This is a genomic window from Pantoea leporis (assembly GCF_028048155.1).
GTDB classification, from domain to species: Bacteria; Pseudomonadota; Gammaproteobacteria; order Enterobacterales; family Enterobacteriaceae; genus Pantoea; species Pantoea leporis.
The window spans coordinates 151,377-169,676 of record NZ_JALMEU010000005.1 but is presented as its reverse complement, the minus strand read 5'-3'; the positions used below and the strand labels follow the sequence as shown (position 1 = coordinate 169,676).

Annotated in this window: 16 protein-coding genes; 4 read left to right on the top strand and 12 right to left on the bottom strand. The window is 56.2% G+C overall.

Features of this window, described 5'->3' with window-relative positions; translation table 11 throughout:
* Positions 1–28 precede the first annotated feature (28 nt).
* The 3 genes from MWH02_RS15185 to MWH02_RS15175 all read right to left on the bottom strand — a co-directional run bounded on the left by MWH02_RS15185 (position 29) and on the right by MWH02_RS15175 (position 2,405).
* Positions 29–925, bottom strand: coding sequence for a transporter substrate-binding domain-containing protein (locus MWH02_RS15185; protein ID WP_101763846.1), 897 nt, complete (start codon positions 923–925; stop codon positions 29–31).
* Between the two features lie 116 nt (positions 926–1,041).
* Positions 1,042–2,013: a D-2-hydroxyacid dehydrogenase gene (locus tag MWH02_RS15180; RefSeq protein ID WP_101763845.1), complete on the bottom strand. Its 972-nt coding sequence runs from the start codon at positions 2,011–2,013 to the stop codon at positions 1,042–1,044.
* Positions 2,013–2,405 (bottom strand): RidA family protein, encoded by a 393-nt coding sequence (locus tag MWH02_RS15175; protein ID WP_101763844.1) that lies wholly within the window; start codon positions 2,403–2,405, stop codon positions 2,013–2,015. The genes MWH02_RS15180 and MWH02_RS15175 overlap by 1 nt, the downstream gene beginning before the upstream one ends.
* Before the next feature lie 347 nt (positions 2,406–2,752).
* Here MWH02_RS15175 and glyQ point away from each other — a divergent pair, with 347 nt between their 5' ends.
* Positions 2,753–3,664, top strand: a complete 912-nt coding sequence (gene glyQ, locus MWH02_RS15170; RefSeq protein WP_008105242.1) for a glycine--tRNA ligase subunit alpha — start codon at positions 2,753–2,755, stop codon at positions 3,662–3,664.
* A gap of 9 nt (positions 3,665–3,673) precedes the next feature.
* Positions 3,674–5,743 (top strand): glycine--tRNA ligase subunit beta, encoded by a 2,070-nt coding sequence (gene glyS / locus MWH02_RS15165; RefSeq protein WP_110867868.1) that lies wholly within the window; start codon positions 3,674–3,676, stop codon positions 5,741–5,743.
* A 68-nt stretch (positions 5,744–5,811) separates the two neighbouring features.
* Here glyS and MWH02_RS15160 read toward each other — a convergent pair whose 3' ends face one another.
* The 9 genes from MWH02_RS15160 to fdnG form a co-directional block, all read right to left on the bottom strand.
* A complete protein-coding gene (locus tag MWH02_RS15160; protein WP_271460941.1) occupies positions 5,812–6,057 on the bottom strand; it encodes a type II toxin-antitoxin system RelE/ParE family toxin in 246 nt (81 codons plus the stop codon).
* Positions 6,058–6,067: 10 nt separating this feature from the next.
* The gene (locus MWH02_RS15155) at positions 6,068–6,352 is read right to left on the bottom strand and encodes a type II toxin-antitoxin system ParD family antitoxin (protein WP_061719305.1); all 285 of its coding nucleotides are present in this window, start codon (positions 6,350–6,352) and stop codon (positions 6,068–6,070) included.
* 111 nt (positions 6,353–6,463) lie between these two features.
* Complete coding sequence (selB, locus tag MWH02_RS15150; protein ID WP_271460940.1) at positions 6,464–8,317, bottom strand: selenocysteine-specific translation elongation factor; 1,854 nt, start codon at positions 8,315–8,317, stop codon at positions 6,464–6,466.
* On the bottom strand, positions 8,314–9,693 hold the full coding sequence (gene selA / locus MWH02_RS15145; protein ID WP_271460939.1) for an L-seryl-tRNA(Sec) selenium transferase: 1,380 nt from the start codon (positions 9,691–9,693) through the stop codon (positions 8,314–8,316). Before selA ends, selB begins: the two co-directional genes overlap by 4 nt.
* A gap of 8 nt (positions 9,694–9,701) precedes the next feature.
* Positions 9,702–10,313, bottom strand: a complete 612-nt coding sequence (locus tag MWH02_RS15140) for a glutathione S-transferase (protein ID WP_101763839.1) — start codon at positions 10,311–10,313, stop codon at positions 9,702–9,704.
* Between the two features lie 117 nt (positions 10,314–10,430).
* Positions 10,431–11,357, bottom strand: coding sequence for a formate dehydrogenase accessory protein FdhE (fdhE, locus tag MWH02_RS15135; RefSeq protein WP_271460938.1), 927 nt, complete (start codon positions 11,355–11,357; stop codon positions 10,431–10,433).
* Positions 11,357–11,998, bottom strand: a complete 642-nt coding sequence (gene fdoI, locus MWH02_RS15130) for a formate dehydrogenase cytochrome b556 subunit (protein WP_101763837.1) — start codon at positions 11,996–11,998, stop codon at positions 11,357–11,359. Before fdoI ends, fdhE begins: the two co-directional genes overlap by 1 nt.
* Positions 11,998–12,897, bottom strand: a complete 900-nt coding sequence (gene fdxH, locus MWH02_RS15125; RefSeq protein ID WP_271460937.1) for a formate dehydrogenase subunit beta — start codon at positions 12,895–12,897, stop codon at positions 11,998–12,000. Before fdxH ends, fdoI begins: the two co-directional genes overlap by 1 nt.
* 11 nt (positions 12,898–12,908) lie before the next feature.
* Positions 12,909–15,956 (bottom strand): formate dehydrogenase-N subunit alpha, encoded by a 3,048-nt coding sequence (fdnG, locus tag MWH02_RS15120; protein WP_271460936.1) that lies wholly within the window; start codon positions 15,954–15,956, stop codon positions 12,909–12,911.
* A gap of 172 nt (positions 15,957–16,128) precedes the next feature.
* Between fdnG and fdhD the strand changes: the two genes are divergently transcribed.
* Positions 16,129–16,920 carry a formate dehydrogenase accessory sulfurtransferase FdhD gene (fdhD, locus tag MWH02_RS15115; RefSeq protein WP_271460935.1) on the top strand — a complete coding sequence of 264 codons (792 nt, stop codon included), beginning with the start codon at positions 16,129–16,131 and terminating at the stop codon, positions 16,918–16,920.
* A 28-nt stretch (positions 16,921–16,948) separates the two neighbouring features.
* Positions 16,949–18,298, top strand: coding sequence for an AAA family ATPase (locus MWH02_RS15110; RefSeq protein WP_271460934.1), 1,350 nt, complete (start codon positions 16,949–16,951; stop codon positions 18,296–18,298).
* Positions 18,299–18,300: the final 2 nt, after the last annotated feature.

Sequence of the window (18,300 nt, the reverse complement as noted above, 5' to 3'; positions counted from 1 at the left end):
TCGTCACCGAGGCGGCTGAGTTTATGCATTAACCACGCGCAACCACTGGACGCTCGGCAGCGCTGCCCTGGCCCCAGTAATCCAGCAGTTTTTTCTGTGCGCCGCTCGCCTGAATCACCTTCATCGCGTCCAGCACCGCCGCGCGCAGCGTGGCGTTGTCTTTGGCGATCGGGAAGCCCACCATGATCGGCAGATCCACGGTGAAGCCGCTTTGCAGCGATTTGTCCGCTTTGGCGATAGCAACGGCGGAACCGGCTTCGGTCAGATAGACGTCCGCGCGACCGCTTTTCACTGCCTGAATGCTGTTGTCGGTGTTCTGCACCATCAACATGCTGACTTCGGGCTTACCGGCGGCGCTGCATTTGGCGCTTTGTTCCGGCACCAGTTTGTTGGCTTCGTACGAACCCGCAGCGGCGGCGACGGTTTTGCCGCACAGATCATCGACGCTGTTGATTTTCTTCGGGTTGCCCTGTGCCAGCACCGAACCATCCTGCACCTGCATCGAGGCGACGAAGGCGATCTGCTTCATGCGTTCTTCGGTGACGTACAGCATCGGACCGATATCCGCGCGTCCGCTGGCGATCGAAGTGAGCAGCACGTTGAACGAGCCACTTTGGTAACTGTGTTTCGCGCCGAGGCAGCTGCTGATGCGCTCGAACAGGGAAGGATCGAGACCTTCAATGATGCTGGGATCTTTTTCCGATGGCGCTTCAAAGCCTTTGGTGTAGCCGCCGAGGCCGACGACCAGATCTTTGCCTTTCAGCGAGGGATATTTGGTTTGCAGTGCTTTGCACTGCGCCATCGCCGCGAAGTCGCTGGCGGCAGGCGTGATGGGATCGGTGCTGGCTGCGTGGGCGCTGGAGATGCCCGCCAGTAAGCTGCCGCTGAGACCAGATATTAACAAAGCAGTGCGTGCAAATTTCATAATAAGGTTCCCCTGATGCTGGTGAATGAGAAAGCGATGACCTTGTGATTTATGAACGTCTTTGGTGCTTTTTTAGGTGGTCGCCATGAATGGCGACCCTACGGAAATATCGGGGGTTAATAACCTCGTGCCGGATCAACCTGATTACGCAGCGGTTGTCCGTGGCGGAAGCGCGCCAGGTTATCGATAAACACGTCAAGGCAACCGGCGAGGTAGGCGCTGTGATCGTCGAGGCTGCAGTGCGGTGTCATCACCACGCCGGGTGTGTGCCACAGCGGGTCGTCGGCCGGTAGCGGCTCTTGCGGATAGACATCCAGCACCGCGCCGGCCAGTTCGCCTACGTTGAGTTTTTCGCGCATCGCGCTGTAATCAAATACATCAGCGCGGCCAACAATCACGATGCCAGCGCGTGCGGGCAGCAGATTGAGACGGCGGCGATCGAACAGATTGCGGGTTTGTGGCGTCAGCGGCAGCGTCGATACCACCACATCCACCTGCGGCAATACCTCGTCTAGCGCATCAATACGGATGCAGCGCGCCACGTTGGCATCGCACTGGCCGCTGCGCGTCACGCCAATCACGCGATAGCCTTGCGCCGTCAGCAGAGTTGCCGCCGCGGCGCCAATGCCGCCCACGCCCAGCAGCAGCACGATTTTGCCGCGTGCGCAGCCGCCAAAAGTCGGACGCCACACACGCTGCGCCTGATCCTGCAGAAAACCGGGAATGCCGAAGTTGAACATCAGCGCCGCCATCAAAATGAACTCGGCACCTTTATCGCCGTGTACGCCAGAAGCATTGGTGAGCGTCACGCCTTGCGGCCAGTGCGCCAGCCACTGCTCAACGCCAGCGGACATCACCTGCACCCAACCCAGACGCGGCGTGCTGAACTGATCGAGCGCCAGCTTACGTCCGCTCCACAGAATGTCGCAGCGGGCGAGAAAGTCGGCGGTCTGCGCCGGATCGCGGTTTTCGCTCAGCGTGAAGTGGCTGCGCAACGGCGGATGCGCGTCGAGTTGCAGTTGCAGCTGCTCGACAGAGAGATGGAGTGCGCGCGGTGCGCTGGCGTCGTTCTCGATGTGAATATGCATCAGCGCATCGCCGTCACTTCCATCTCGACCAGCAGGTCAGGATGGTTGAGTTGAATGCCCACGGTGGCGCGCGCCGGGAAGGGGAACCGGAAGAATTCACTGTAAGCGGCATTCATCGCGCTGAACGTGCTGAGATCGGTCAGGTAAACAGTGACGCGGACCACGTTGTCGAAGGTCATGTTCGCTTCGCTCAGCAGATCGCCGACGTTTTTCAACACCTGACGCGTCTGGCTGGCGATGTCGTTGCCCATAATCTCGCCGCTGTAGGGATCAATCGCCACCTGGCCGGAAATGAACAACATCGGTTCATGCAGCACGGCGGCGGAGAGCGGCGCAGGCCCCATTGGGCGGTCGCTGGCGTTCATGCCGGGATAACTCAACGCAATCTTCATGGTGAAATCTCAAGCAAAACTGTTTCACCGCAATTTCGTATACGATTATACGAGTGTCAACGCGCGATTTTTAACCATTGGGTCAAAAAGGTGATATTCATCACGTAATAGGATTTGCTGATATATCGATCAAGATTATGATATGTAAGATTTTAATGAAAATTTTATGTTGAGTGCTCGCGATGAGTGTAAATCGTATACGATTTTCTTATTGTTCTGTTTTTGCCCGCTAAACCTTGCCGTAATCGCCTGCGCACTGGCCTGGATTTCCGGCTGCACAATCCGCGGTCAAAGGGTATACTGGCGCACTCTTTTTTTAACCGATCCGTATCGCGTGCGAATTCAACATGCAAAAGTTTGATACCAAGACCTTTCAGGGCCTGATCCTGACCTTGCAGGATTACTGGGCGCGTCAAGGCTGCACCATTGTCCAACCGTTGGACATGGAAGTGGGCGCCGGCACCTCACACCCGATGACCTGTCTGCGTGCCTTAGGCCCAGAGCCGATGGCGACCGCTTACGTGCAGCCATCTCGTCGTCCAACCGATGGACGTTACGGTGAAAACCCGAACCGTTTACAGCACTATTACCAGTTCCAGGTGGTGATTAAGCCCAACCCGGACAACCTTCAGGAGCTGTACCTTGGGTCGCTGAAAGAGCTGGGTATGGATCCCACCATCCACGACATTCGCTTTGTCGAAGACAACTGGGAAAACCCAACGCTGGGCGCGTGGGGACTCGGTTGGGAAGTGTGGCTGAACGGCATGGAAGTGACGCAGTTCACTTACTTCCAGCAGGTTGGCGGCCTCGAGTGTAAGCCAGTAACCGGCGAGATCACCTACGGCTTAGAGCGCCTGGCGATGTACATTCAGGGCGTAGACAGCGTTTACGATCTGGTGTGGAGCGACGGTCCGTTCGGTAAAACCACCTACGGCGAAGTGTTCCATCAGAACGAAGTGGAGCAGTCGACCTATAACTTTGAATACGCTGACGTTGACTTCCTTTTCACCTGCTTCGAGCAGTATGAGAAAGAAGCGCAGCAGCTGCTGGCGCTGGAAAAACCGCTGCCGCTGCCGGCTTACGAGCGCATTCTGAAAGCGGCGCACAGCTTTAACCTGCTGGATGCCCGCAAAGCGATTTCGGTTACCGAACGCCAGCGTTATATCCTGCGTATCCGCACCCTGACGAAAGCCGTGGCGGAAGCCTATTATGCGTCCCGTGAGGCGCTTGGCTTCCCGATGTGCAATAAAAACAAGTAAGAGGCAGCCATGACCGATAAAACTTTCCTGGTGGAAATTGGCACCGAAGAGTTGCCTCCGAAAGCGCTGCGCAGTCTGGCGGAAGCCTTTGCTGCGCATTTCACTGCTGAACTTGATAGCGCCGGTCTGGCGCACGGCGAAGTGAGCTGGTTTGCTGCTCCGCGCCGTCTGGCGCTGAAAGTGGCCCAGCTGGCTGCCGCGCAGCCGGATCGCGAAGTTGAAAAACGTGGCCCGGCTATCGCCGCCGCGTTTGATGCCGATGGCAACGCCACCAAAGCGGCCGAAGGTTGGGCGCGTGGTAACGGCATCACCGTGGCGCAGGCTGAACGTCTGAGCACGGATAAAGGTGAATGGCTGGTGCATCGCGCTGCCATCACCGGCGAAAGCGCGCAGGCGCTGCTGCCCGCTATGGTGGCTACCGCGCTGAGCAAGCTGCCAATTCCTAAGCTGATGCGCTGGGGCGCGAGCGACGTGCAGTTTGTGCGTCCGGTGCACACCGTTACGCTGCTGCTGGGTGACGAGCTGATTCCCGCGAAGATTCTCGGTATTGAGTCCGATCGCGTGATTCGCGGTCATCGCTTTATGGGCGAGCCAGAATTCACCATCGACAACGCCGATCAGTATCCGCAGCTGCTGCTGGAGCGCGGTAAAGTGGTGGCGGATTACGCCGCGCGTAAAGCCAAAATCAAAGCGGATGCGGAAGCGGCAGCGCAGAAAATTGGCGGCATCGCCGATCTGAGCGAAAGCCTGCTGGAAGAAGTGACCTCGCTGGTGGAGTGGCCGGTGGTGCTGACGGCGAAATTCGAAGAGAAGTTCCTCGCAGTGCCAGCTGAAGCGCTGGTTTACACCATGAAAGGTGACCAGAAGTACTTCCCGGTGTACGACGCGGCGGGCAAGCTGCTGCCGAATTTCATCTTCGTCACCAACATCGAATCCAAAGATCCACAGCAGATTATCGCCGGTAACGAGAAGGTGGTGCGCCCGCGTCTGGCGGATGCCGAGTTCTTCTTCAACACCGACCGCAAAAAGCGTCTGGAAGATAATCTGCCGCGTCTGGAAACCGTACTGTTCCAGAAAGAGCTGGGTACGCTGCGTGATAAAACCGATCGCATTCAGGCGCTGGCTGGCTGGATTGCCGCGCAGATTGGCGCTGATGTGAATCACGCTACCCGCGCGGGCTTGCTGTCGAAATGTGACCTGATGACCAACATGGTCTTCGAGTTCACCGACACACAGGGCGTGATGGGCATGCACTACGCGCGCCACGATGGCGAAGCGGAAGATGTGGCGGTGGCGCTGAATGAGCAGTATCAGCCGCGCTTTGCCGGTGACGATCTGCCGTCAAATCCTGTGGCCTGCGCCGTGGCGATTGCCGACAAAATGGACACCCTCGCGGGTATCTTCGGTATCGGTCAGCATCCGAAAGGCGACAAAGATCCGTTCGCACTGCGCCGTGCTGCGCTGGGCGTGCTGCGTATCATCGTGGAGAAAAACCTGCCGCTCGATCTGCAAACGCTGACCGAAGAAGCGGTGCGTTTGTACGGCAGCAAGCTGAGCAACGCCAAAGTGGTCGATGAAGTGATCGACTTTATGCTGGGCCGTTTCCGTACCTGGTATCAGGAAGAGGGCCACAGCGTTGACACCATTCAGGCGGTGCTGGCGCGTCGTCCAACCCGTCCGGCTGATTTCGATGCGCGCATGAAGGCGGTTTCGCACTTCCGTACGCTGGAAGCGGCCGCCACGCTGGCTGCTGCCAACAAACGTGTGTCGAACATCCTGGCGAAATCGACCGAAACCCTGAACGACAGCGTGCAGGCTTCCCTGCTGAAAGAGAACGAAGAGATCCAACTGGCGACCTTCGTGACCGCGCTGGGCGACAAGCTGCAGCCGTACTTTGCAGAAGGTCGCTATCAGGATGCGCTGGTTGAACTGGCGCAGCTGCGTGAAGCGGTAGATAACTTCTTTGATAAAGTGATGGTGAACGCTGACGATCAGGCGGTGCGTATTAACCGTCTGACGCTGCTGGCACAGCTGCGCCAGCTGTTCCTGCAGGTGGCGGATATTTCGCTGCTGCAGTAATTGGCGTGGTCGCCATGAATGGCGATGCTACGAAACAAAGGGGACGAGAGATCGTCCCTTTTTTGTTTTCAAAACTCGGCGCTAACGTCCTGCGAGTGGTGCAAGATACGCCCGATGAAAATTTCATCCACTTCAGCGCGGTAGATCACAATATGCTGTTCGAAAGGCAGCGAATAAATCTGCTTTCCTAAATCCGGTCGTTTGCGACCTAAATCAAACATGGCGAGTTTGTCGAAGAGCTGAGCGAATCTGGCGCTATAGTCATCAGCTAACTGCTCTCCATAATTCCAGTAGCCATAAATCCAGATCTTCATTAGATCTGCATCAGCTTCCGGTTTTATCGTGATGGTCCTTTTCATAAATGCCTACCCTGGCTTTTGCTCGTCTTAGAAAATCTTCATGATCCCACTCTTTACCCGGGCCGCTTTCAAAGCCCTCTCTGACCAACTCTCTGAGCTTTTCCAGCTTTGATTCAGCCTGCTTCTCACGCAGCAAGCGCAGCGAGTCGCGCACCACTTCGCTTTGCGTACGGTAGTCGCCGGATTCAACCAGAGATTCAACAAACTCGCGCAGTTCATCGCCTAAATCGATCGTCATGGTACGTGCCATCATCGTCATCCCGTGTAAGAGTATTTCTTACATTCTGGCACTTTTTTGCGCAACAGGGAATGCGCGTTGCAGCGCAGTTACAGGCTGAACTGCGAGGCAACGCGAGAGATTTTAGGCAGATGAGACGGGAAACAGGCGGTCGTCGCGCAACAGATGATCGTTACCACGGCGGCGGGTGAAGCCGCTGCGGTCGAAGAATTCCAGAATCTGTATCGCCACTTTGCGCCCGGTGCCAAGCTGGTTGCGGAAGTCGGCGGCGCTGGTGCTGCCCTCTTGCGCGGCACGGCTCCGAATCAGATCGGCGAAGATCTGGATCTGGTCGCTGCGATAGTAGCGATCGCGTACGATCGCGGTGATATGTCCGAGCCGCGCAGCAGTGAGCAGCAGCGAGCGAATCGCCTGTTCATCCTGCTGCAGCGCCAGCGCGATATCGCGCACCCACAGCGGCTGATCGCCAAACAGCGGGCCGACCTGCTGCCAAAGAGCTTCTTCCTGCGGATTAAAGCGCGGTTCGAAGTCGGGCACATGCAGCCAGCCTTGTCGCTGTTGTAGCTGACCTTGCGCCAGCAGTTGATCAATCAGCGCTAACACCCATTCCGCAGGCTGATGCGGCATTGCCACACGACGCAAACGATCGTGGCCGATGCCCGGCACCTCGGGATGCTGCTGATGAAAATGCGCCAGCGATTCCAGCAGCTTTTGCCGCCATTGTGCTGCCTGAGCGGCACTCATCAGCGCGTTATCAAGCTGCACCGGCGCTGCATGCTTGATCAGTGCATCCAGCGCGGGCTCGGTAAGCTGGCGCGCCCACGCCAGGTCACGCCGTTCTGTCGGTTGATAGGCCAGATGCGCCTGCAGGCTGGCGTCATCATCTTGTGCGGCGGCCAGCTGCTGCAGCCAGGCAAGATACTCCGCCTGACGTTTGCCGCGCTTTTTACTGTTGAGCAGCAGCACGCGCGCGCCGCCCAGCGTGTGCTGTGCGTTGCTGTCGCGGATAATCAGCCGATCGTTCTCGGCCAGCCACAGCGGTTGGTTCAGCACCAGTTCCGCGACATCATCCGCCAGCAGCGTAATGCGTCCAGTGACGTGGCTGGCGGCGTGGTGGAGATGAATCGGCTGCGACGCGCTCTTCAGCGGCTGCAGCAAGCGCAGCGCCACGGTTAAGCGCGTGGTGCCTTCCGCTCTGGCCTGTGACAGCAGCCAGTCGCCGCGCGCGATCTGCGCTTTTTCCACATCGCCGACGATATTCAATGCGATACGTTCACCGGCTTGCGCGCGCGTCACCGATTGGTTCTGCGCATGCAGCGCGCGCACGCGCAGCGGCAGATTCAGGCTGCTAAGCCAAAGAGTATCGCCGACGTTCACTTCGCCCGACAGCGCGGTGCCGGTGACCACCAATCCGCTGCCTTTCAGCGTGAAGGCGCGATCAATAGCGAGACGGAAACGGTAACGAGAGTCGAAGGCCGGTTCCGCCAGCGTGCTGAGATGCTGGCGCAGCGCGTCGATGCCTTGCTGGGTGTGGCTGCTGGTGACAAATTGCGGCACCGCCAGCCAGCCGAGTTGCTGCGTGAGCTGCGCCACCTGCCGCTGGACTTCCGCAATGCGCGCTTCGTCCACGCGATCGGCTTTGGTCAGCGCCACGCTGAGCGGCGGCTGTCCGGCCAGGCTCAGCAATTGCAAATGTTCGCGGGTTTGCGGCATCACGCCATCGTCGCAGGCCACCACCAGCAGCGCATGATGAATGCCGCCAATGCCCGCCAGCATATTGGCGAGAAATTTCTCGTGGCCCGGCACATCAATAAAGCCGAGCACGCGACCATCCGGCTGCGGCCAGTACGCGTAGCCGAGATCGATGGTCATGCCGCGCCGTTTCTCTTCCGGCAGGCGATCGGCATCCACGCCGGTCAATGCCTGTAGCAGCGCGGTTTTGCCGTGATCGACGTGTCCAGCGGTGGCAATAATCATGACGCTAAGGCCTGAATCAGCGCGCTTTCATCATCAAGGCAGCGCAGATCCAGCCACAGTTTGCCTTCCTGAACGCGGCCAATCACCGGGCGCGCTAAGCTGCGCCAACGCTGTGACAGATTGACGAGCTGGCTACCGCGCCCATCGCGTGGCGTGAAGGTGAGGGCGAAACTGGGAAGGCGTTCAACCGGTAGCGATCCGCTGCCGATTTGGGATGAACAGGGCGCAATCGCCAGCGAAAAGTCATCTCGATAAATCTGTTGTAACGCGGGCAGCAATCGTTCAGCTTGTTGCTGAATATCCTGCGCTGGACGGGTGAGCAGCCGCAGCGTCGGCAGGGCTTCACGCAGCGTTTCCGGCTGACGATAGAGCTGTAGCGTGGCTTCCAGCGCCGCGAGCGTCATTTTGTCGACGCGCAGCGCGCGTTTCAGCGGATGCGACTGGAGCTGATCAATCAGCGTCTGCTTGCCGACGATAATCCCCGCCTGCGGACCGCCGAGCAGTTTGTCGCCGGAGAAACTTACCAGACTGACGCCTGCGGCGATCAGCTGCTGCGGCATCGGTTCAGCCGGCAGACCAAATTCGGTCATATCGAGCAGCGATCCGCTGCCAAGGTCGGTGATCACCGGCAATTGATAAGCGTCACCCAGCTCAACCAGCTCTGCTTCCGTTACCGCATGGGTAAAGCCCTGAATCTGATAATTGCTGGTGTGCACCTTCATCAGCAGGCCGCTGTTTTCCGCGATGGCGGCGCGATAATCTTTCAGGTGCGTGCGGTTGGTGGTGCCCACTTCCACCAGTTTGCAGCCCGCCTGGCGCATCACGTCAGGAATGCGGAAGGCGCCGCCAATTTCCACCAGCTCGCCGCGCGAGACAATCACTTCGCGCCCCGGCGCTAACGCGGCCAGCATCAATAACACGGCGGCGGCATTGTTGTTAACGATACAGGCCGCTTCCGCGCCGGTTAACTCGCACAGCAGCGCGCTGACCGCACGATCGCGGTGGCCACGCGCCGCTTCATCCAGCGCGTATTCCAGCGTGACCGGCTGACGCAGGCAATTCACCACCGCGTCGATAGCGCGATCGCTCAGCTGTGCGCGGCCAAGATTGGTGTGCAGTACGGTGCCGGTGAGATTGAACACCGGACGCAGCGCACTTTGCTGCTGTTGATGGCTGCGGCGCAGCGCTTCATCCGGCCAGTTCAGGTGCCACTCTGGCAAGGTTTGGTGCTGCTGAATGTGGTCGCGCGCTTCCTGCTGCATGCTGCGCAGCTGGCGCGTGGCGAAGGCGGTTCCGTGATGCGCCAGCAGCGGCTGCAGCGCGGGATCGCGCAGCAGGCTGTCGATAGCAGGTAATTGACTGTACAGGGTTTTCATCGGGTGACTTACAGAGAGGGCGGAACGGTGCGGGCAAAGCTTTCGCGCGCAAACAGGTTTTCGGCCAGCTTCACCAGCGCCGGGCGATTTACGCACCAGTTTGGCAGCACGCGGCGGAAGTTGAGGTAACCAATCATGCAGCCGGTGGCGATATCGGCCAGATTGAGCGTGCCGCTATTGAGCCATTCGCCTTGGGCGGCGGCGGTTTCTAGCGCATCGAGGCCGCGTTGGATTTTGTCACGGTTGCGCAGCAGCACCTCTTCAGATTGCTGATCGCCGGGACGCATCTGCTCGCGCACGATCATCACCGCCGCATCGTTAATGCCGTCGGCCAGTTTTTCCAGCTGACGGATGTGCAACGCGTGCAGCGCATCATCGGGCAGCAGCGCAGGCGCATCGCCGCGTAGTTCAATGACTTGCGCGATGATCGAAGAGTCGAACCAGGTGAGCTGGTTGTCGTCAATCAGCGCCGGTACTTTGCCCAGCGGATTGTACTGTGGTACATCGCTGTCATCGATCCACGGAGAGTGATTAACGAATTCGAAAACCAGGCCTTTTTCCAGCAATATCACTGATATTTTGCGGACAAAAGGGCTGGTGTAGCTGCCAATCAGTTTCATCGTGCGCCTCCGTGTTGAATGAAAATACGCGATAACAAACCGCACATACCCCTGGCGGCGCGCTGGCACAATGCGCGATAAATCGCGCCGCTACGGACCGCAGAAACATGGAAAAAGCTAATCGCCGGGGAACATAAACGGATTCAGACTGCTGCGGGCGAATCCTTCCTGCTCCATGCGGGCATCCAGCACCAGCGAGGCCAAATCATCGGCCACCGGCTCTACGGCGGGATCCTTCTCCTGATACAACATCTTCAGGTAGGTACCGCAATCGCCGCAACTCTCTGCTTTCACCGCCGCTTTTTCGCTGTCCAGCGACCAGTAATGCAGATCGCCGGTTTGTTCACAGTTGGAGCACTTGCTGCGCACCACATACCATTCGCTTTCACACAGATTGCAGTGCAGATAGCGCAGCCCTTGCTGGCCTACGCTCATGTGCACCACGCTGGTGACCGGCACGCTGGCGCATACCGGGCAGAACTGGCGATGCTCACCGTATTCGGCGCGCGCTTTGCCGGGAATTAATGCCGCCATCTGCGCCCAGTAAATCGACAACGCCGCCCAGATGAACGGCGATTTGTCGCTGCTCACCTGTGCGAAACCGCCTTCCAGCAGCGCATGTGCCAGATTTTCCAGTTCGGTAGTGGAGGATTTTTCCAGATTCTCCAGCACTGCCAGCGCCTGGCCGCTCATCTCTGGCTTCAGCTCGGCGATCAGCGAATGCAGCAAACGCTGCCAGTGCGCATCGCGCGGATAGGTGTGGATATCGAGCGGCGGTTTGCCCTGCTCGGCGCTCTGCGTCAGCCGCTGCTGCAGATCGAGCTGCAGCGGATGGTCATACAGCACGATCTCCTGCGCCTCGGCGATCACCGCGGCAAAGCGCAGGTAATCACCCAGCGGATTCTTCGCGGCCAGGTCGCGCAAACGTGCCGCACGGCGGCTATACAGATTTTTCAGCCGGGGGAAAAGTAACGGCGGAACTTGCTCCGCCGTGTGCTTTTCGCTTTTCTCCAGCTGGTCCTGCGGGATGATGCGAATACTCATCAGGGACGTTTTTCCTGTTGTGTTTGGCGTTGGCGCTGCTCGCGATACCAGCGTGGGTGATGTTTCTTCGCCCACGCGGCCGGAACCCAGCCCTCAACCATGGCGGTAATGGTGCCTTTTACCCACAAGGCGGCGTAAATGTGCACCATAATCACCACGATTAGCGCCACAGCTGAGACCGAATGCACCACTAGCGCGATGCGAATCAGCGGAATAGTAAAGGCACCGGCAAAATACGGGCGCCAGATAACAATTCCGCTCACCAGCAGCAAGACTAAGCTGATGATAGCAGCCCAGAACACACACTTCTGCCCGAAGTTGTATTTGCCGGTATCGCCGACCTCTTCGTTTTGCACGATTTTGTGGATGTTTTTCGCCCACACCAGGTCTTCGCGATTGATCAGATTATGTTTCCAATAGCGTAAGAACATGATGATAAAGGCGGCAAACATCACCGTGCCAACAAACGGATGCAGGATACGCGCCAACTGCGGCGTGCCGAGCACGTGCATCAGCCAGTTAAACGACGGGAAAAAGAAACCCAGTCCGCTCAGCGCGGCGAGCACAAAACAGAACGCCACAATCCAGTGATTGATGCGTTCCGGTGCGCTGTAGCGCACCAGACGATCGCGTTTTTTCATTATTCGCGCTCCTCTTTTTCGTGCAGATTCTCGTCCTCATCCTCTTCCACGCGGTTTGGCCCTACGCCAACGTAGTGGAACATGGATGCAGCAAAGGTAGCGGCAAAACCGATCGCCGCCAGCGGTTTCCAGATCCCTTTCCAGAACGTTACCGCCGGGCTGATGCTCGGATTATCCGGCAAACCGTGATAGAGCTGCGGTTTGTTGGCGTGATGCAGCACGTACATCACGTGTGTGCCGCCGACGCCTTCCGGATCGTACAAGCCGGCGTTGGCATAGCCGCGCGTGTTGAGCTCGGCCACGCGTTCACCGGCCAGCGCCTGCATATCGCTTTTGCTGCCGAAGTGAATCGCGCCGGTCGGGCAGGTTTTCACGCACGCCGGTTCCTGACCGACATTGACACGATCGACGCACAGCGTGCATTTATACACGCGGTTGTCCTCTTTATTCAGACGCGGCACATCGAACGGACAGCCCGCAATGCAGTAGCCGCAGCCAATGCACTGTTCTGACTGAAAATCGACGATGCCGTTGGCGTACTGAATAATCGCGCCTTCAGATGGGCAGGCTTTCAGGCAGCCGGGATCGGCGCAGTGCATGCAGCCATCCTTGCGAATCAGCCACTCTAACTTGCCGTTCTCCTCCACTTCTGAGAAGCGCATCACCGTCCAGGATTTGGCGGTCAAATCGGCGGGATTGTCGTACACCCCAACGTTATGTCCCACTTCATCGCGGATATCGTTCCACTCCGAACACGCCACCTGACACGCTTTGCAGCCGATGCAGGTGGTCACGTCGATTAGTTTCGCCACTTCCTGCTGATGGTTACGCGCCTGCGGGGCAGGCGTGAGTCCATTGGTGGCGGAGCGGCGGATAATGTCTTGAGATTGATAAGCCATATTCGTTCTCCTTACACCTTCTCGACGTTGACCAGGAACGCCTTAAATTCTGGCGTCTGCGTGTTGGCATCACCGACAAACGGCGTCAGGGTGTTGGCAATAAAGCCTTTTTTCGCCACGCCCTGATAACCCCAGTGAATCGGAATGCCGATGGTATCGACGATTTTGCCGTCAACGTTAAGTGGACGGATGCGCTTAGTGACCACCGCTTTGGCTTTGATGTAGCCGCGATTGGAGCTCACTTTCACTGTGTCGCCCTGCGCGATGCCAAGCTTGTTGGCCAGCTTCTCGCCGATTTCAATAAACTGTTCCGGCTGTGCGATGGCATTGAGCCGCGCGTGTTTGGTCCAGTAATGGAAATGCTCGGTGAGGCGATAAGTGGTGCCGACATACGGGAACTGCTCCGCCTGGCCCATCGATGCCAAATCGTCCTTGAACACGCGCGCCGCCGGGTTGGATACCACGTTCGGATGCAGCGGGTTGGTGCCGATTGGCGTTTCAAACGGCTCGTAGTGTTCCGGGAACGGACCTTCGGCCATTTTATCGAGCGCAAACAGGCGGCCCATGCCTTCCGGCTGCATGATGAACGGCCCGACATCGCTGCCTGGCGCGGCGGCGCTGTAGTCCGGCACATCCATGCCGCCCCATTTGCTGCCATCCCACTTCAGGATCTGACGTTTCGGATCCCACGGATTGCCTTGCGGGTCAGCCGAGGCGCGGTTGTAGAGAATGCGGCGGTTGAGCGGCCACGCCCAGCTCCAGTTCAGCGTGTTGCCCAAGCCGGTAGGATCGGTGTTGTCGCGGCGCGCCATCTGGTTGCCGTCCGGCGTCCAGCTGCCGGCGAAAATCCAGCAACCGCTGCTGGTGCTGCCGTCATCTTTCAGATGGGCAAAAGTGCTGAGCTGTTGGCCTTTTTTCACCAGCAGCGTGCCTTTGTCATCGTATACATCCGCCAGCGCTTTGCCGTTGTTCTCCATCGCCACTTCTTCCGGCGCCGGATTTTCTGGCGTCAGGTAGTTCCAGCTCATGTTCAGCACTTGCTCAGGCAATGCACCGCCTTCACTGGCGTACATTTTGCGCAGGCGTGAATAGATGCCGGAAAGAATCTCGCCGTCATTGAGCGCTTCGCCCGGTGCATCCTGACCTTTCCAGTGCCACTGTAGCCAGCGGCCGGAGTTAACGATCGAACCGTTCTCTTCGGCGAAGCAGGTGGAGGGCAAACGGAACACTTCGGTCTGAATTTTTGACGGATCAACATCGTTAAACTCGTCGTGATTCTCCCAGAAGGTGGCAGTTTCGGTGTTGAGCGGGTCGATGGTGACGAGGAACTTCAGCTTCGACAGCGATGCGATCACTTTGCGCTTGTTCGGGAACGATGCCACCGGGTTGAAGCCCTGGCACAGATAGCCGTTGACCTTGCCTTGCGACATCATCTCGAAGTACTGCAGCACGTCGTAGCCTTTATCCCACTTCGGCAACCAGTCGAAGCCCCAGCTGTTTTCCGCCTGGGCTTTGTCGCCGAAGAAGGCTTTCATCTGGCTGACAAAGAATTTTGGGTAGTTGCTCCAGTAGTTTACCTGGCCCGGCAGCAGCGCTTTCGGCGTGTTGGCAGCAAGATAACTCTGCAGATCGGTGTGTTTTTCCGACGGCAAAGTCATGTAACCCGGCAAACTTTGCGACAGCAAACCGAGATCGGTCAGACCCTGAATATTCGAGTGGCCGCGCAGCGCATTGATGCCGCCGCCAATCATGCCCATGTTGCCGAGCAGCAGCTGAATCATCGCCATGGTGCGGATGTTCTGCGCACCGACCGAGTGCTGCGTCCAGCCGAGCGCATACAGGAACGAAGTGGTGCGATCGCGCGCGCTGGTTTCGCCAATCAGTTCACACACGTGCAGGAAGTCCGCTTTTGGCGTACCGCAGATGCGCTCAACAATTTCTGGCGTGTAGCGGCTGACGTGCTGCTTCAGCAGGTTCCATACGCAGCGCGGATGCGTGAGCGTGGCGTCGCGTTTGGCGAAGCCGTCAGCGTCCAGTTCGTAGTTCCAGCTGGTTTTGTCGTATTTGCGATTCTCTTCGTCGTAGCCGCTGAACAGGCCATCTTCAAAATGATAATCCTCGCGCACGATCAGGCTGGCATTGGTGTACGCCTGCACATATTCATGCTGGATTTTGTCGTTTTGTAGCAGCCACAGCAGTACGCCCGACAGGAAAGTGATGTCGGTGCCCGAACGAATCGGCGTATAGAAATCGGCTACCGATGCGGTTCGCGTGAAGCGCGGATCGATAACAATCAGTTTGGCTTTGTTGTGAATCTTGGCTTCCATCGCCCAGCGGAATCCCACAGGATGCGCTTCAGCGGCGTTCCCGCCCATCACAACGATCAGATTGGCATTACGGATGTCGACCCAGTGATTGGTCATCGCACCGCGACCAAATGTTGGAGCAAGACTTGCTACCGTTGGTCCGTGTCAAACGCGTGCCTGGTTGTCGACCGCTAACATGCCGAGCGATCGGGTAAATTTCTGGGTTAAGTAGCCGGTTTCGTTGCTGGAAGCGGAAGCACACAGCATGCCGGTGGAGAGCCAACGGTTTACCGTCACGCCCGCAGCGTTTTGCGCCACGAAGTTAGCGTCGCGGTCCGCTTTCATCAGCCTGGCGATGCGATCAAAGGCATCGTCCCAGCTAATGCGCTGCCATTTATCGGAGCCTGGCGCGCGGTATTCCGGGTATTGCAGGCGACTTTCACTGTGGATGAAGTCGAGCAGGCCTGCGCCTTTCGGGCACAATGCGCCGCGGCTCACCGGATGATCCGGATCCCCTTCAATGTGGAAAATGGTCTCTTTGGCGTTTTTCGCGCCGTCACCGAGGCTGTACATTAACAAGCCACAGCCAACTGAGCAGTAAGTGCAGGTGTTACGGGTTTCGCGTGCGCGCAGCAGTTTATACTGTCGCGTTTCCGCCAGCGCTGCCTCTGGCGCAAAGCCAAGCAGCGCTGCCGTTGTCCCTGCCATACCGCCAGCACAGACCTTGAAGAATTTTCTTCGGCTGACGTTCATGGATTATCCTTTCAACATGAATGATTTTTTACTTTTGCAGAGCAGTGAATCGGGCGTCACAATAACCCGACGAATATTGCGGCAATAGCGACCTAATATTACCACTACTTTAGTAAGGTTGTTATGTGAGGCGAAAAAAGTGACAGAGAATGAGCAGGAAAGTCACATTAATGTGAATAAGATCTCAGGTGCGGTGCAGGCGCAGGTGCATCAGCGGCGTGATATCAGCCTTGCGGAAACAGACTGGCTGGCGCAGGAAGTGCCGGTGGCGCTGGTCTATAACGGCATTTCGCACGTTGTGATGATGGCGACACCCAATGATTTGGAAGCTTTTGCGATAGGTTTCTCGCTCTCGGAAGGCATTATTGCGCGCCCGGATGAAATCTACGGTATCGATGTGGTTCCGGGCTGTAATGGCATTGAAGTACAGATTGAACTCTCCAGCCGCCGCTTTATGGCGCTGAAAGAGCAGCGCCGCGCCATGGCTGGCCGTACCGGCTGCGGCGTGTGTGGCGTGGAGCAACTTGATCAAATCGGTAAGCCATTACAGCCGCTGCCGTTCAGCCAAACCTTTGATTTAGCCAATCTGGATAAAGGCCTGGCGCAGCTGCGCGACTACCAGCCGATCGGCAACCTCACCGGCTGCACGCACGCGGCGGCGTGGATGTCACCGCAAGGCGAATTGCAGGGCGGGTATGAAGATGTCGGTCGCCATGTGGCGCTGGATAAACTGCTGGGGAATCGCAGCCAGCAGCCGTGGCAACAGGGCGCGGTGCTGGTTTCCAGTCGCGCCAGCTATGAGATGGTGCAGAAATCCGCCATGTGCGGCGTGGAGATTCTGTTCGCGGTGTCGGCTGCGACACAGCTCGCAGTTGAGGTAGCCGAACGTTGCAATTTAACTCTAATCGGGTTTAGTAAGCCGGGACGCGCCACGGTTTACAGCCACTCGCGGCGTTTGTTTTAATTTTTTCCTTCAGCACAAGGAAGTAATCATGCGCCAGCCTTATCGCATTGAAAGTGTCACACTCAAAGACATCGGAGTGTTTGAGCACACGCATTTTGATTTTCCGCCGATTCAAAGTGAACTGCGTGACGGAGAAAAAGCCGAGATCCACATTTTTACCGGGCCGAATGGCTGTGGGAAAAGTACGGTTTTATATGCATTAGCTGCGATATTTGATCCCTTTAACAATAAACATCCCATATCTAAAAGGTTTTTAAATGGTTACAGCTTAGTAGATTTTAAATTTGGAAACGGTCATGGGTTTTATTGTGTGAACAAAATTGATACAAGTTTGTTTATTGATCAAGACTATTTAATTAATCCTGTTGGGAAAACACATTATTATGGAGACAAAAATTTTAGAGATTTAATAAAAAACTATGCATACTATTTTGATATAGAAAGAATGCTCAATGATACAGATTTCCAATTTGCTGCATTTGCTTACTCTGGAAATACCAGCCATCAAGATGAATTCGTTTTTGATTCAATTAAGGAAATTGAATATTCTCCTTTTGAAAATGCTTTATCATTTTACAAAACAATCCGTTCGGATGTTATTGCTCAATGGATTGCTAATAACTTAACTAAATATGCATTGGCTAAAATAGAACAAGAAGATGAAGAGGCAAATAAATATCAAGAGTCTCTTGGGAAGATAAAGGCTTTTATATTTAACTTGAGTGGCATTAAAATTGATTTTAAGCTAAGTAGAAGTCCATTGTCGATTGTTTTCAATATTGATGATAAATGTATGGCTTTTGATTCTTTGCCTGAGGGACTAAAATCAATTATTGGTTGGGTATGTGATTTGGCTATAAGATTAGAATATCTTAAATTCGAAGAAAAAAAAGACATATTCTCTCAGCCTCTAATACTATTTCTCGACGAAATAGATATTCATTTACACCCTAAATGGCAACGTCGCATTTTACCCGCAATCCAAAAGTTGTTACCCAACTCCCAGGTTTTTGTATCAACGCATTCGCCTTTTGTCGTTGGTTCGGTAGAGGATGCGTGGGTTTATCGTCTGCCTGATCCACAGCGCAATGTGATGCGGGATGCTTCTATGCAGGATCAGATCGTACCTACTGAATCCGGAGCAGGAAAAAGTATTCAACTTATTCTTGAAGAGATTTTTGATGTCGACGAACGTTTCGATGTCGAAACTGAACAACTCTTGAAATCATTCAAAAAGGTTCGTAATCGCTATTTGCAGAATCCTACTGATGACAGTGAATTAATGGATTTGGCGCAAACTATACGTGAGCGCGGTGAAGAATTAGAAACCATTATTGAGATGGAGTTACGACAAATAGCACGCCGTCCAAAAAAATAAGG

Coding starts and splice junctions, on each gene's coding strand:
- MWH02_RS15185 (WP_101763846.1), bottom strand. CDS start 925: ATGAAATTTGCACGCACTGCTTTGTTAATATCTGGTCTCAGCGGCAGC.
- MWH02_RS15180 (WP_101763845.1), bottom strand. CDS start 2,013: ATGCATATTCACATCGAGAACGACGCCAGCGCACCGCGCGCACTCCAT.
- MWH02_RS15175 (WP_101763844.1), bottom strand. CDS start 2,405: ATGAAGATTGCGTTGAGTTATCCCGGCATGAACGCCAGCGACCGCCCA.
- glyQ (WP_008105242.1), top strand. CDS start 2,753: ATGCAAAAGTTTGATACCAAGACCTTTCAGGGCCTGATCCTGACCTTG.
- glyS (WP_110867868.1), top strand. CDS start 3,674: ATGACCGATAAAACTTTCCTGGTGGAAATTGGCACCGAAGAGTTGCCT.
- MWH02_RS15160 (WP_271460941.1), bottom strand. CDS start 6,057: ATGAAGATCTGGATTTATGGCTACTGGAATTATGGAGAGCAGTTAGCT.
- MWH02_RS15155 (WP_061719305.1), bottom strand. CDS start 6,352: ATGGCACGTACCATGACGATCGATTTAGGCGATGAACTGCGCGAGTTT.
- selB (WP_271460940.1), bottom strand. CDS start 8,317: ATGATTATTGCCACCGCTGGACACGTCGATCACGGCAAAACCGCGCTG.
- selA (WP_271460939.1), bottom strand. CDS start 9,693: ATGAAAACCCTGTACAGTCAATTACCTGCTATCGACAGCCTGCTGCGC.
- MWH02_RS15140 (WP_101763839.1), bottom strand. CDS start 10,313: ATGAAACTGATTGGCAGCTACACCAGCCCTTTTGTCCGCAAAATATCA.
- fdhE (WP_271460938.1), bottom strand. CDS start 11,357: ATGAGTATTCGCATCATCCCGCAGGACCAGCTGGAGAAAAGCGAAAAG.
- fdoI (WP_101763837.1), bottom strand. CDS start 11,998: ATGAAAAAACGCGATCGTCTGGTGCGCTACAGCGCACCGGAACGCATC.
- fdxH (WP_271460937.1), bottom strand. CDS start 12,897: ATGGCTTATCAATCTCAAGACATTATCCGCCGCTCCGCCACCAATGGA.
- MWH02_RS15110 (WP_271460934.1), top strand. CDS start 16,949: ATGCGCCAGCCTTATCGCATTGAAAGTGTCACACTCAAAGACATCGGA.